This window comes from Mycoplasma zalophidermidis, assembly GCF_018913985.1.
Lineage (GTDB): Bacteria > Bacillota_I > Bacilli_A > Mycoplasmatales > Metamycoplasmataceae > Mycoplasmopsis > Mycoplasmopsis zalophidermidis.
On sequence record NZ_JAHMHK010000003.1, the window covers coordinates 33,560 to 48,016 of the forward strand.

The following is a 14,457-nucleotide window of genomic DNA, read 5'->3' on the forward strand; positions in this document are numbered from 1 at the left end:
AGGCATTATTTAAATATATTATTTACTCATTTTTTTAAAACCAGTTAATTCATAAGGTCAGTAATAAGTATTGATTCCGTTTGAAGAAGATATTTTGTCAGAACTTAAACCTAATGCAAATATGATTTTATCATCTTCTTGTTTACCAACGAATGGGGTATCGGAAATACTTTGAGTTCCATTTTTTGCATTGGGTTTATAGTAGTTATCTGTCACAAATTTCAATGAATAATTATTCAATGATTTTTCCGAATCAGATAAATTTTCATGGTTTGGTAACGTGTTAAAATCTAAATCTTCTTTAAATTTTAAATCCAGTTGGTCAAAATATCCGCCGCTAGAATTATTAGCATTATAGTTCGAATTACGGTAGAACGAAAGAGCACTTGATCCTTCTTGTGAATATTCTCCTAGATTAACTTTTTCTTTACCAGAAATTACTGCGTTTTGTGCTAGATTCTTAAGGTGGTAATAATTAAAGTAAACAACCTGTGTTTGTTCCGTTTCAACCGCGATTTGAGTATTTTTGGTCAAATTTGATTCTGATGCAGAAGGGATATTTCTTAGAACATAATAATGTAATAACAATTTATCTGGGTTATCTGTTTTAGTAAATCACATTGGCTTAGAATTATCAATTTCGAACAATTTATTGTTGTAATTAGTTCGTGAAATGTTTAAATATTTATTAACTTTTTCATTATTTTCTTTAATATTTTTTTCATCGGTCGCTTTCGATGAAGGTAACACATTTTTATCTAATAGGTCACTTACTTTCGAAATTTGTGCTTCGGTGTTGTCTAGAGTATTTTTATACTCGCCTTTGTTTAATAATTCTCTTAAAGAAGCGCTTTCAAGAATGCTGAATCCACTAAGCAATGATGTTTGTGTGGTTGAATTCATAGTTAGTTCAGACATCGAATTAATATCCATCTTTTTAAATCCAGTTATTTTAAAAGTTTTGATTTTTCATTTGTCAATTCTTGCAGAATCACTAGTTGATTTATCCAAAATCGCTTTATCGCTGTTTTTGTCCTCTAACAGAACGCTCAAATAAAGTGTTCCGTCTAAATCATTCGCATAAGAATGGTAATAAATATTGTGTGTTTGTTTTAACACATCAATTGGAGCACCTGTTTTAATATTTTTTAATATGAAAAGCTTATTTAATTGTCTTTGTTTATAGTCTTCAACTGGAGATTTTTCGTAGTCGTAACCAATTTCTAACTGATAAGGTCAATAATGGTTGTCGGCGGTAGATGTGTTTTTTAATTTAGGTTGAAAAAGAAATTGAGAACTTGAGTATGATGTTCTTGAGTCGTAGTATGAGGCATAAGCAAAGTCGCTAGCATAATAGTTTTCAAGTTTGTTATGTTCATTGAAACCTGAGCCTAATATGAAAGAATAACTTGCTATTAATTTTGTTGCAGACTTTTTAGCGTGATTGAAGTTTGCAAAAACTGCTGTTAATACAACACCTGCGGTAGCACAACTAAGCGCTATTGAACTACCAATTATAAATTTACGATTTTTTTTCATTTTACCTCACTTTATTTACTCATCGGTCTCGAAGTCTGGATACAATATTGACTCAATTTCTAAGACTAATTCATCTAAATTTAATTTCTTTTCCGCTGAAACTCAATGTGTATTTAAATATGAATTTAATAGTTTTTTTTCAATTAATGAGTCATGTTTTTTAATTAATGTTGAGCGATCTTTTTGATTTAATTTGTCTATTTTTGTGTATATTATGGAAATATCTCAAGGAAGTTTTTGGAGTCAAGATAACGTTTCAAAATCAATTTTTGTAATGCCGGTTCTTGAATCTATTAATAAAAATATATGTTTTGGATTTTTATCAAGAGTCAAATAGTCTTTAATACATTTCAACATATGCTCTTGCTTTGTTTTACTCATTTCGGCATATCCATAACCTGGTAAATCCACGATATATTTATCATTATTGTCGGCAAAAAAGTTTATTAATTGAGTTCGTCCTGGTTTTTTTGAAACAAAAGAAACTTTTTGGCCTGTTAAAGCATTCAGTAATGATGATTTACCAACATTTGAACGACCTCAAAAAACAACTTGGTTGTTGCCATTAGTGTTATGTCACGATTGTTTTTCGAGTGAACTTGTTATGAATCTTCACATAATTAATTACCTTCCTTTTCCAAAGCCTTAATATGTCTTATTAAAGTTGAGCTTATACCTATCATTTCATAATCAGGAATTATCAATATAGTTTCAAGCTCAGGATTTACAGTGTGATTTCCTGCGGCTATATCAAGTTCAGTTTGATAATCAGCATCGTTGCGGGCAGATCTTATTAGCAAATTAATTTTGTAACGTTTAGCAATATTTCCAATTAATTCATTTTTGTTGAAAATAACTTCGACACTTTCATTATTTTTAAAATAGTTTTTTACATATTCAAATCTCTCTAAAAGATTATCTATATTATTTTTATCGGGATTGTTCGAGACCACTAACAATAATTTGTCAACGAATTTTAAAGCTTTATTTACTACGGCTATGTGACCAGTATGAAGCGGGTCAAATGAACCTGCATAAATTGCTTTTGTTTTCATTAATTAAACAATTTTATTGCGTTTTTAGCTATTAGTAATTCTTCGTTTGTTCTGATTACATAAACTTTGACGGCGCTGTCAGGAGTAGAAATTAAAGCAAATTCACCAATTTTAGAAGTATTGATTGAATGGTCTAGTTTAATATTTGCAAAATTGATTTTATCAATTACGCTTTGACGTAGTTCTGGAGAGTTTTCGCCGACGCCGGCTGTAAATACTATTGCGTCTAATGAACCGACTTTATTAGCATAGTTTGCGATAAAGTCAACAATTTTTTGTACATATAAATCTCAGGTGAAAATAGCACGTGGATTTTTTTCTTCAATAGCTTTTTCAATATCGCGCATATCTGAAGAAATTCCTGAAACGCCTAATAAACCTGATTTTTTGTTTAAAGCAGATGTTACCTCATCAACACTTTGGTTTAAATGGTGGCATAAGAATTCTACAAGCGCAGGATCGACATCACCAGATCTAGTTCCCATCATAACACCAGCCAAAGGCGTAAGACCCATAGTTGTATCAAATGATTTTGAGTTTTTGATTGCACAAATACTTGCACCATTACCAATGTGCGCATTAATGATATTTACTGAATCTTTATTCAATATTTCACTCATTTTTTCGGTTATGAATTGGTGCGAAATTCCGTGGAAACCAAATCTACGAATGCCGAATTTTTCACTTCATTCATATGGGATTGGATAAATGGCGTTAACATCGGGAATTGTTGTGTGGAATGATGTATCAAATTCTGCAGCTAGTTTTGCGTGAGGCATTACATCTCTAAAAGCATTAATTGCTTGTAAAGCCCCTGGGTTATGCAATGGTGCATAATCAGTACATTTTTCAATAACTGAAACAACTTCATCAGTAATTTCAGCTGTTTTTGAGAAAAATGTTCCTCCGTGAACAACTCTGAATCCTATAATTTCAATCTCTTTAATATCTTCGATTAATTTTGCTTCCGACATTAAAGATAGTATATTTTGCGCCGCAACCGTGTGGTTAGGCATATCGACATTTTTAATAAATTTATCAGTGTCGGTTTTGATTGTTATTATACCTTGTTGCAAGGTAATTCTTTCAGCAAGTCCACTTGCAACCACTTTTAATGAATCTTTTTCAAGTAATTGAAGTTTTATTGAGCTTGATCCTGCATTAATTACTAAAACTTTGTTTTGCATATTATTTTTCTCCTTCGCTTTGAATCATTGTAATTAAAACTGTGTTAACAACATCATTAACTTTAGCTCCTCTTGATAAGTCGTTAACTGGTTTTTTAGTACCAACAATAATAGGGCCAATAGCCCCGTAGCCAGCTAAACGTTGTACTAATTTATAACCAATATTTCCAGCTTCAAGATTTGGGAAGATTAGTGTATTCGCTGGTTCGTTAAAAGAGTCCAAAGTATATTTAGATTTTCTAACCCCCATATCTAAAGCAGCATCAAGTTGGATTTCACCAATTGCCGGTGTGCCTTGGTATTTATTATTGAAGTCTATTGTTGCGTTGTGAACCATTTCTGTTTCTGGTGTTTTTGCACTGTAGTTTGTAGAAAAACTTAAAAACGCAACTTTAGGGTCGATGCTAAAACTTTTAACAAAATTGGCGGCATTAATACCAATATCTGTTAGTCCTGCTTGATCGGGTTTTGGGTTTACTGAGATATCGCTAAAGAACAATGTTTGTTCTTCTTTGTGCATTACCATAACTGAACTTATAGTCTTAATTCCTTTAGCAGTACCGATTACTTTAAAAGCTGCTCTTAGCATGTCTGCGGTTGAATAAATTAAACCGCCAACAACACCATCAACCTCTCCAAGTTGCAACATCATCATTGCATAAAAAGGTCTTTGTGACATTGCTTTTTGACAAACTTCTAATGTGTCTTTATTCTCTTTGCTCTTAGCATCAGCAGCTGCTTGACGTTGTTTAAACATTTCGTTAGCTAAATGTTGTTGTTTTGCTAAGTCTGAATTAATGTTTATTACTTGTGCTTTAGTGTTTATATTAATGTCTTTTTCGACTAATAAAACAACTTCTAAATTTGAGTATTGTTCTAAAATTTGAGCTGCTTCTTGAGCTCTAATATCATCACCATCAACGATGATGATTCTTTTTTTATTCTTAATTTTTTCAATGTTGTGTTGAATTAAAGATGTAAATTTCATTTCTCTCCTTATATAAATATTTCTTTATTTTACCTTAAAACTAATATTTAATATAAATAATTAAATACAAATATTAATTCATATGACTAATATAAGTTATTATTTATACAATTATGGAATAATTGCCATTAATGCTGTTTGTGCACATGATTCGTTACAACTACAAAAAACTCGAATCTGAGTGATTCGAGTGTATTTTAAAGATTACTATTAAATGTTGTGATTATTTTTTAAAGCGTTTAATAAGTTTTGGAATAGACAAATTACTGTCAACGGTCCAACACCGCCCGGGGTAGGTGCTAGCGCTGATATATGTTCAGCTAAACCTTCTTGGTTAACATCTCCACAAAGAACTCTTTTATTATCTTTTTCGATTCAAGTAGTACCAACATCAATAACAACAGCACCCTCTTTAATATGTTTTTTGCAAATCAAGTTTGGCACCCCAGTCGCAACGACCAAGATATCAGCATTCTCAACTCCTTTAATTCCAGATTCACGGTTGTGAGTTGAAACGGCAGCGTTTCTGTTTTTAAATAATGCTGCTGTTGGTTTTCCGACTAAATTGCTTCTACCAATAACGGCAACTCTTTTGTCTGAGACTTCGATATTATAGTAATCTATTAATGTCATTATTGCTTGAGCGGTGGCTGGTGTAAAACTAAAATCATCAGTTTTGTTATAAAAGTTAAATGTGTTTCTAGTGCTTAGACCATCAACATCCTTTTCTCATCTTACAGCATCCAATATTGGTTGTGTGTAAGTACTCAATGATTCAGGCAATGGTAACTGTACAATAACTCCGTCTGCCTCATCGTTTATGTCATCTAGTTTTTTTAATAACGATTTATATCTGATCTTGTCAGGAAATCTATAAACTCTTGCATCGACGCCCAACTCTTGAGCTTTAGCTATTTTTTTCTCAATATATTTATCAGATGATGGATTTTCACCAACCTGGATTATTGCTAAAATTGGCTTTCTTTGTATTTGTTTGGTTATTTTTTCGAATTCATTTTTTAATTCTGCAGCCCTTTGTTCTGCTACGATTTTTCCGTCTAAGATTTTCATTTTAATTCCTCTCTATATTGCTCAATTTCTTTATTGAATTTAGCAAGTTTGTCTCTTTCCTCTTGAATTTTATTGGCAGGTGCTTTGGCAACGAAATTAGCATTATTTAACATTTGACTAGCTCGTTTTATTTCGCTTTCTAAAACGAGTATTTTTTGTTTAAGTTCACTAATATATATTTGTTTTCTTTCTTCACTTTCCTCAATATTGACGATTAAATCTCCGTCGACAAAAACAGTGTCTTTATTTTCTTTAATTGTGGCATTGGCAAGTTTATATATAGAATCTATAATGAATGAATTTTTGACAAAATTTATATCATATTTGATAGTTTCTTTTTTACTAATTCCGTTGTCTTCTCTGTATTTACGCAAAATTGAAACTGTTTTAATAATTAAATCTACTTCATTAACCATATTAGATTTTGAAAGTTTAAGACTTAGAGGCTCAGATTCCAAAATTTCCTCATTATAAAGAGTTTTATATAAGTAATCAGTTATAAATGGAAGTAGTGGGTGAAGGATTATCAACATTTTTTTAAAGTTGGCAAGAGCTGCTTTTTTATTAGGCATAATTTTAAGCATTTCAACATATCATGAAGAGAAATCATTGTAAATAAATTTGTTAAGTTCATAGCCTATAATTGTTAATTCATATTTTTCAAAAGCGTTATCAATTGTTTTATTTAATTTAACAAGTTTGTTATTAATTCAATGGTCTGCTTGTGATGGTTTTTTGTTATTATCTTCGGGCAGGTTTTGAATATATCTTGCTATATTTCAGATTTTGTTACATAATCCTCATGCGGATTTAATTTTTTCTGTTGAGTATCTAATGTCCAATCCCGGTGTTGTATTAGTTGTTAAAAATCATCTTAAAGCATCAGCTCCATATTCTTCAACTACTTCCATTGGGTCAATACCATTGCCTAGCGATTTGGACATTTTACGTCCTTGTTCGTCTCTAACCAAACCTGTTAATAGTAAATGCTCAAAAGGTTTATTGTTTTTGAATGCTAATGAGAAAAAGTACATTCTAGCAACTCAGAAGAAAATTATGTCATAGCCGGTAACCAATAGGGAAGTTGGAAAGTAGCGATTTAGCATATTCTCTGATTTTTTAAGCGGTCATCCAAGAAATGAAAATGGTGCAAGTCCAGAAGAGAATCAAGTATCGAGAACATCACTGTCCTGTACTCAGCCTTCGCCAGGACATGATTCTTGAACTTTTATATTTTCACCATTGTATCATGCTGGAATACGGTGCCCTCATCAAAGTTGCCGTGAAATGGTTCAGTCATAAGCGTTTTCCATTCATGTTTTTAAAGTATCTTTAAAACGTTTTGGGAAAAATTTAACAGAATCACATTTTTTTAAATGACTCAAAATTAATTTATTCAATTCTTCCATTTTAACAAATCATTGTGGCATAACCAATATTTCAACAGGTTCGCCGCTTCGTTCAGAGTAGCCAACGTTAGAAGTTGTTTTTTCAATCTTGACAATTAGGTCGTTATCAATTAAATATTGTTCAATTTTTTTACGAGCTTCAAAACGTTCAAGACCGTGAAAAATTGAGTCAGGAGCATTTATGAAACCGTCTTGATTAATCGTTTCAATAACATCTAAATCATGTTTTTTAATAATATCAATATCAACTTCAGCATGTGCAGATAATTTCATTAATCCGCTACCAAATTCAATTTCTGTATACTCATCAGCAATGAAAGGAATAATTTTTTTAGTTAATGGGTGGATTATTTCAATGTTTTTTAATTTGTTGTAACGTTTATCATTTGGGTTGTAAATAACCGCTACATCCGAAAGCATAGTTTCGGGTCTTACTGTGGCGATAGTTAAAAATTCATTTGAATTTGCAATTGGGTATTTGATATATAACATGTTTTGCTCAGTGGCTTTAGGCAGCACCTCAATGTTTGATAAAGCTGTTTTTAATTTAGGGTCTCAATTAATGGCTTTTGTGCCTCTGTAAATCAAACCTCTTTTGTAAAAATCTATAAAAGCTTTGTTAACGGCTTTGTTTGATTCTTTATCTAAAGTGAAACGTTCACGCTTATAATCAAGTCCTAATCCCAATGTTTCTCATTGTTTTCTAATTGAATCTGAGTATTTGTGTTTTCAGTCTCAAATTTTATTTACAAATTCATCTCGTCCAAAATCGTGTCTAGATTTTCCGGTTAATTTGTAAATATTACTTTCAACTTTACTTTGAGTAGCAATACCAGCATGATCCATTCCTGCAACATAAAAAACATCATAACCTTTCAGTTTCTTATATCTGATTATCGTGTCTTGAAGCGCTGTATTTAGCGCGTGCCCAATGTGCAATTTACCCGTGACATTCGGTGGAGGTAAAATTATAGTGAAAGGTCTTTTAGTTAAATCATGTTTGCTAAAAAAACCTTTCTGTTTTCATTTTTTTGAAATTTTTGATTCAAATTTATTCGGTTCATAAATCTTATTTAGTTTCATAATTCCACCTTCATTGTTAATATGTATAATTAATATATATTATTATATCAAAATAAGGGCTTTGTGCCCTTATATTGAGTTAAAATTTAGTTTTTTAAATATGGATTAAAATTATAAGTTTTTATGTGTTGTTTTTCCAAATTACGTGTTTTATAGTTGTGTTAGTATTTTGTCTAATTAGTAGGCATCTTCATTTTCTGTTAAATTAATTTCAAATGATGAGACATCTAGATTTTCATTATAAATCATGAATTCCTTGGTTATATTTTGTGTATCTATATCGATTTTGTTTAAATTTGTGGTATCTAAATTTACAATCATCGTGTCTGTTGAATCGGTATATGATTCTAAATCATTGATAGTTGTTAAATCTTGCTCTTGAGTTTCAATCATTGGTTGAATTTGATGTAATTCATCAGCTGATAATCGCTTAATTATTGAATTAGGAGCAACAATAAAATGGTCGTTGCTAAACTCGAATAAATCGCTAAAAGCATAATTTTCTATATCTTCTTTAGTTTGCTTTTTAAATGGAATATTATCTAATCAGCGTCTGAAAACAGGGTGAAGTGGTTGTTTGAATAAGTCTTTGGTTTTACCATATTCAATTAATTTATTGTCGTAGAAGACAAAAAGATTTTCAAAATCATTATCCAAAATTAAATCTCTGTTATTGGTAATAAATGTGTAAGTAATGCCAGATTTCGCGCAGAATTCTTTATTTATTCTTAAAAATTCGTTTTTCAAACGATAATCACTGTTTGTAATATCGTCAGCGATAAATAGAGTTGTTGCTCCATTCATAAGTTCAGATAAAAGACCCATTTTTAGGCGAGAAATTGGCGAAATGTTTGTTATAGGTTTGGTTAAACTTGCAGTTGAAAAAGAAACAGAGTTTAGAATTTCAATTAATCTGGCAAATAAATCGATATGTTTAATATTTTTAACCGATAAATCAAACTTATCAAAAATTAAATAACGAATTAATTCTAAATAATCAAACATGAAATTGATTGAAGAGTAAATTTTGTTTAAGTTATAAGTTGATTCGCGAATTTGATGCAATGCATCAATTTCAAATTTGTTGTTTTTGTTTGTTTTTTCAATATATTCGTCAAATTTAATAGTTCATTGTGTGTTAATGTATAAAAGATTTTGATGGATCTTAATTACTTGGTTACAGTTGTTATTTAACATAGTGTTATTTAAAATTGTATTTTTATATTCGCTACGATCAATTTCTTTTTTTCATTCTATTTTTGCTGAACTCAAGTCAATTTCAGTCTTTAAATAATTAATTTCTTCGTCAAAATTTTCAATACCAAAGACATTCATTTTTTTGTGTTTAACTCGTCTTTTTTTATTTTGAAGTGATTTTATTTCCTCGTGGTACATTGATTCATTGCTTAAACTTGTTTCTACGTACTGGTTCAAATCTAAATAGAATTCTTTTTTAATTATGCTGTTTATTTTTTTTGTTGAAAATTTATGTTGACTGATTGTTGTATTAGATAAGTTATTTGCAATAAAAAGTGACATTCTCGAGTCTAAATAAGTCTTTAATTCATCAAAATTAGATTCAGTTAAATATTTAATTCCTCTTTTGTTGTTTTTTAAGGTTTTGATAATATATTTTTTAACAGCTATTTGTTTCGCTAAATATCGATATTGTTGAGAGTTTTTTTGAAAATATAGCACCTTATTTCTTTGCAATTTAATTGCTTTCTTATATCAGGAAATAATGTTTTTTATTCTTTTTTGCGCAGTTTTGTATACTTCTGATCTGGTTTTTTTAAGTATAGATATTTCATTTTTGATATCGTTCAGAAATAATGTTCTTTTAACCATTTCTCTTGAAGTTTTATGCATTTTTCTCAGTAGTTCGAATCTTTTAATTAATGATTCTAAATGTGCCCTTCCCAAGTAATCATTGCTGCTGTAATACATATCAATAACTTCTTTGCAAGTGTGGTAAATTTCTCGATAAACATCTAGGAAGTTACCGATAGTTTGGTCAATAAAGTGTTCAAAAATGTCGTTATGCTTATATGAACTTCCTAATGCTTCAGAAATATTATTATCTTTAATTTGATTCATTGTTTCTTTTAATAAAAATTCATGTTCACGTTTAAAATTACTAATCTCAGATGCAATCGTGTTAATTTTAGTTTTAATTGTATTCAACAAAATATTTCTTATTTCATATTCTTTTACGCTCATAACAGATCTAAGGAGGTCTAATCTTGAATTAGTTATTTGATAGTTTTCTTTAATCCGTTGATATTCATGAACAATAGGGATCGAATTGGAATCCAATCTTAATGAATCAAGATTAAAAAAGGAAATATTATTTAAAATTTCTTTATTGTTTCAAACCTCTGTGGGTATTGAATGGTTATTATAAATTTTTAAAGTTTTAATATTTTTGTTAGACATCAATATTCTGACAAATCCTTTACCAAACAGTTTTGATTCATGATCCAAAACTAAAAAAGCATTAGAAGAATTTTTGTCTAATGCAATCAACGGGATGTCAGTAAAGTTGTCTTTTGTTCTATTAGGTTTAAAATGTAATTCGAGTGTAAATATTTTTTTTGATTGCTCCATAATATATATATTTTATCTCAATAATTTAATATGGATACTATTTATAAAATTATGAATCAAAAAAATAATGGATTTTATTATGTTTTTTGATGAATTGATTGATTTTTCTATAATTTTGGTAAAACAAAAAATGGCATTAGCCATTTTCGTTGATTAGTAATTAAAGTTATTTGAATGTTAGACTAATTCAATAATAGCCATAGGGGCTGAGTCACCTTGACGAGAAACTAATTTGTAAATACGTGTGTATCCACCATTTCTTTCTGCGTATTTAGGTGCGATTGTGTCGAATAAGTGTTTTAGGACGTCTTTGCTACCTTCTACTAAGGTTGGACGTAGGAATGAGGCAACAGCACGACGGTTTGCAAGAGTTGGGTTTTTAGCTTTTGTGATCATTTTTTCTGCGTGACGACGCAATTCTTTTGCACGTGTTAAAGTTGTTGTAATACGACCGTGTTTGAATAATTCACTCACAAGTGTACGCATTACACCTTTTCTTCATTTAGTATCACGGCTGTAAATTTGTTTTGGATTAGCCATTATTCTTCTCCTTTAGTTAATTCATAATCGAATTCTTGTAGTTTTGAAATAATTTCTTCAAGAGATTTTTTACCCAAGTTTTTAGTATTTTCAAGTTCTTCGTATGTCATAGCAGCAATTTGTGATAATGATGTTTTTCCAATTTTTCTTAGTGCGTTTAGTGAACGAACAGAAAGGTTTAATTGAGAAATATCTAAATCATTTTCTTCTTTTTCAACTTCTTTTTCAACTTCTTCTTTTTTAAAAATAGAATCAATAACCATATCTTCAACTTTGCCAATAACACTAAAGTGAGCAACTAAAATTTCACAAGCTTGTTTTAAAGCTTCTTTAGCGCCGACGGTACCGTCGGTTGTTATATTAAATTCTAGTCTTTCTTCAATGTTGTTTGAAGCTGAGTTTAATTCACTAACTTTATAGTTAACATTTTCAATTGGACTAAAGTTTGAGTCGGTAGCAATTAAGATACCTTTTTTAATATTTGATTGAATTTGACTTAAAAAATTTACAGATGAAATAAGCTTTTTATTTTCTTCGCTTGAAGTATAGCCACGTCCAGCACGTAGATACATTTCTAAGTGCAGACTTCCTTTGGCACTAATTGTAGCTAAGTCAACTGATTTTGAGGTAATTTCAATATTTGAATTAACAACTTCAAGATTTCTTGAGGTTACTAAACCCGGTTTATCAGCATTTAATACAACTTTGATAACTTCGTCATCACTTACTAAATCTGGGTCATATTGGAATTTAACTTTACGTAAATTCATTATTAATGATGTAACATCTTCAACTACACCTTGCATAACTTCAAATTCATGCTCAACACCTTCAATCTTAACTGCACATAATGCTAATGAAGTTATGTTTGATAACAGAACTCTTCTTAAAGCAACTGCAACAGTTTGACCAAAACCTCTTTCAAGTGGTTGAATTGCAAAAGTCGTTGTGTTAACTTCTTTTGCGTTTGAATTGATGGTCTCGACTTGTGTGTAGTCTAATTTTGCCATTTTTTCCATATTTACTCCTTCTTGATATTATTTCTATCTCATTTTTTCACGTTTAAGAACACGTTTAGGAGGTCTTGTACCGTTGTGTGGTACAGGTGTAACATCCTTGATTTCTGTGACAGTTATTCCTGATACTTCAATTTGTTTACGAGCAGCATCTTTACCAGCTCCTAAACCTTTTAATTCAACTCTAACAGTTTTCATACCACGTTCTTTAGCTAATTCTGTAGCAGCTTGAGCTGCTAAACCAGCTGCATAAGGTGTTTTTTTCTTAGAACCTTTGTAGCCGATTGCACCAGAAGAAGATCATGCAACTACGTTACCTTGCTCATCAGCAAAAGTAACAATTGTGTTTTGGTTAGTTGAGTGGATGTGCGCAACACCGCTAACAACTAATCTTTTTTTAGTTTTTTTAGTAGTTTTTGTAGCCATTATAATCTCCTATTATTTCTTCTTACCAGCAACAGTTTTTCTAGGACCTTTACGTGTACGAGCATTACTTTTTGTAGATTGCCCTCTAACTGGAAGTCCTTTTCTGTGTCTCATTCCACGGTAGCATTTGATTTCCATTAAACGTTTGATGTTCAATGAAACTTCACGGTGTAAATCACCTTCAGTTTGGTATCCTCTTGCTACTTCACGGATTGCTGATAGTTGTTCTTCTGATAAATCTTTAACTCTTACGTTTTCATCGATATTTGCTTTTGCACAAATTTCTTTTGCTCTTGTTGGGCCAATTCCAAAAATGTATGTTAATGAAACAACAACACGTTTGTTATTTGGTATTTCAATGTTTAAAATTCTAGCCATTTAATTTCCTATCCTTGTCTTTGTTTGTGTTTTGGTAGGGCACAGATTATTCTGATAATGCCTCTACGTTTAATAACACGACAATCCTTACACATTTTTTTAACACTAGCTCTAACTTTCATTTTGTCTCCTTATCTGTGACGGTAGATAATTCTGCCCAAGTTTAAGTTATATGGGCTGATTTCTACGTCTACTGAATCGCCAGGCAAGATACGAATATGGTTAACACGCATCTTTCCTGAAATATGAGCTTTAATTACTAAACCGTTTTCAAGTTCAACCTCATACTCGTCGGTAGAGAAGGCTTGCTTTACAACGGCTTTAAATTTAATAGCATCTTTTGCCATTTAAATTCCTTTCGTCAATATAACACCCTTGCCATCCTTAATTAGGACTGTGTGCTCATAGTGTGCATTGTTTAAACCGCTAGCGCTAACAACGGTTCATCCATCACTTTTAATTTTTATACGAGCATTTTTTTGCATAATCATTGGTTCAATACAAATGACCATTCCATCAACTAATTTAGGACCTGTCCCTGGTTTTCCGTCATTGTGGACGTTAGGGTCTTCATGAACATCTCGACCGATGCCATGACCGCAATAATCCGATGGGGTATAAAGTTTGTTTTTTTTGATTACTTGACCAATAGCGTAACTAATATCTCCGATTCTGGCGCCCGGCTTAATAGCGTCAACACCTGCTTGGAAAGCTAATTTAGCTACTTTAATTAATTTTTGGTCAGTGGGAGTGATTTTGCCCACGCCTTTTGTGAAAGCACTATCACTGTTCATTCCGTTATAGGTGCAACCCATGTCGCAAGAGATTAAATCACCATCTTTTAACACATAGTCGCTAGGAATGCCATGGATCAATTCTTCGTTTACTGAGATGCACATTGTATTGGGGAAACCATACAATCCTAGGAAGGCAGGTCTAGCACCTCGTTTTATTGTTTCATTAAAAGCGATTGAATCCAGTTCTTTTAATGAGACCCCTGGTCTTATGGCGTCATAAACAACCTGTTTGACTTCAGCCAGGATTTGACAACATTTTGTTATATCTTCAATTTGCTTTTGCGTTTTGATTAGTATCATGTTGCTCTTCCTTAATTAGTTATTAACAAATAACTTTTTAAATTTTAACATAAATATATAT

General features: G+C 31.0%; 15 protein-coding genes. All 15 read right to left on the minus strand.

Annotation, left to right across the window (positions count from 1 at the left end; translation table 4 throughout):
* Positions 1 to 18 precede the first annotated feature (18 nt).
* Positions 19 to 1,539: an MAG1430 family protein gene (locus KQ878_RS02305; RefSeq protein WP_216505474.1), complete on the minus strand. Its 1,521-nt coding sequence runs from the start codon at positions 1,537 to 1,539 to the stop codon at positions 19 to 21.
* Between the two features lie 15 nt (positions 1,540 to 1,554).
* Positions 1,555 to 2,157, minus strand: coding sequence for a ribosome biogenesis GTP-binding protein YihA/YsxC (gene yihA, locus KQ878_RS02310; protein WP_216505473.1), 603 nt, complete (start codon positions 2,155 to 2,157; stop codon positions 1,555 to 1,557).
* 2 nt (positions 2,158 to 2,159) lie between these two features.
* Positions 2,160 to 2,594: a pantetheine-phosphate adenylyltransferase gene (gene coaD / locus KQ878_RS02315; RefSeq protein WP_216505472.1), complete on the minus strand. Its 435-nt coding sequence runs from the start codon at positions 2,592 to 2,594 to the stop codon at positions 2,160 to 2,162.
* Entirely contained in the window at positions 2,594 to 3,781 is a 1,188-nt protein-coding gene (locus KQ878_RS02320) for an acetate/propionate family kinase (protein WP_216505471.1), read from the minus strand. The genes coaD and KQ878_RS02320 overlap by 1 nt, the downstream gene beginning before the upstream one ends.
* A gap of 1 nt (position 3,782) precedes the next feature.
* Positions 3,783 to 4,769: a phosphotransacetylase gene (locus tag KQ878_RS02325; RefSeq protein ID WP_216505470.1), complete on the minus strand. Its 987-nt coding sequence runs from the start codon at positions 4,767 to 4,769 to the stop codon at positions 3,783 to 3,785.
* 210 nt (positions 4,770 to 4,979) lie between these two features.
* Positions 4,980 to 5,840: a bifunctional 5,10-methylenetetrahydrofolate dehydrogenase/5,10-methenyltetrahydrofolate cyclohydrolase gene (locus KQ878_RS02330; RefSeq protein ID WP_216505469.1), complete on the minus strand. Its 861-nt coding sequence runs from the start codon at positions 5,838 to 5,840 to the stop codon at positions 4,980 to 4,982.
* On the minus strand, positions 5,828 to 8,332 hold the full coding sequence (locus tag KQ878_RS02335) for a valine--tRNA ligase (RefSeq protein ID WP_216567864.1): 2,505 nt from the start codon (positions 8,330 to 8,332) through the stop codon (positions 5,828 to 5,830). Before KQ878_RS02335 ends, KQ878_RS02330 begins: the two co-directional genes overlap by 13 nt.
* A gap of 177 nt (positions 8,333 to 8,509) precedes the next feature.
* The gene (locus KQ878_RS02340; RefSeq protein WP_216505467.1) at positions 8,510 to 10,939 is read right to left on the minus strand and encodes an MAG1360 family OppF-related protein; all 2,430 of its coding nucleotides are present in this window, start codon (positions 10,937 to 10,939) and stop codon (positions 8,510 to 8,512) included.
* Positions 10,940 to 11,116: 177 nt separating this feature from the next.
* Positions 11,117 to 11,479, minus strand: a complete 363-nt coding sequence (gene rplQ / locus KQ878_RS02345; RefSeq protein WP_216505466.1) for a 50S ribosomal protein L17 — start codon at positions 11,477 to 11,479, stop codon at positions 11,117 to 11,119.
* Complete coding sequence (locus KQ878_RS02350) at positions 11,479 to 12,498, minus strand: DNA-directed RNA polymerase subunit alpha (protein ID WP_171110754.1); 1,020 nt, start codon at positions 12,496 to 12,498, stop codon at positions 11,479 to 11,481. The genes rplQ and KQ878_RS02350 overlap by 1 nt, the downstream gene beginning before the upstream one ends.
* A 24-nt stretch (positions 12,499 to 12,522) precedes the next feature.
* Entirely contained in the window at positions 12,523 to 12,921 is a 399-nt protein-coding gene (gene rpsK, locus KQ878_RS02355; protein ID WP_216505465.1) for a 30S ribosomal protein S11, read from the minus strand.
* Positions 12,922 to 12,933: 12 nt separating this feature from the next.
* Complete coding sequence (gene rpsM, locus KQ878_RS02360) at positions 12,934 to 13,299, minus strand: 30S ribosomal protein S13 (RefSeq protein WP_171110750.1); 366 nt, start codon at positions 13,297 to 13,299, stop codon at positions 12,934 to 12,936.
* A gap of 8 nt (positions 13,300 to 13,307) precedes the next feature.
* Positions 13,308 to 13,421 carry a 50S ribosomal protein L36 gene (rpmJ, locus tag KQ878_RS02365; protein WP_216505464.1) on the minus strand — a complete coding sequence of 38 codons (114 nt, stop codon included), beginning with the start codon at positions 13,419 to 13,421 and terminating at the stop codon, positions 13,308 to 13,310.
* Between the two features lie 9 nt (positions 13,422 to 13,430).
* Positions 13,431 to 13,646, minus strand: coding sequence for a translation initiation factor IF-1 (gene infA, locus KQ878_RS02370; RefSeq protein ID WP_171110746.1), 216 nt, complete (start codon positions 13,644 to 13,646; stop codon positions 13,431 to 13,433).
* The gene (map, locus tag KQ878_RS02375; RefSeq protein WP_216505463.1) at positions 13,647 to 14,396 is read right to left on the minus strand and encodes a type I methionyl aminopeptidase; all 750 of its coding nucleotides are present in this window, start codon (positions 14,394 to 14,396) and stop codon (positions 13,647 to 13,649) included.
* Positions 14,397 to 14,457 lie beyond the last annotated feature (61 nt).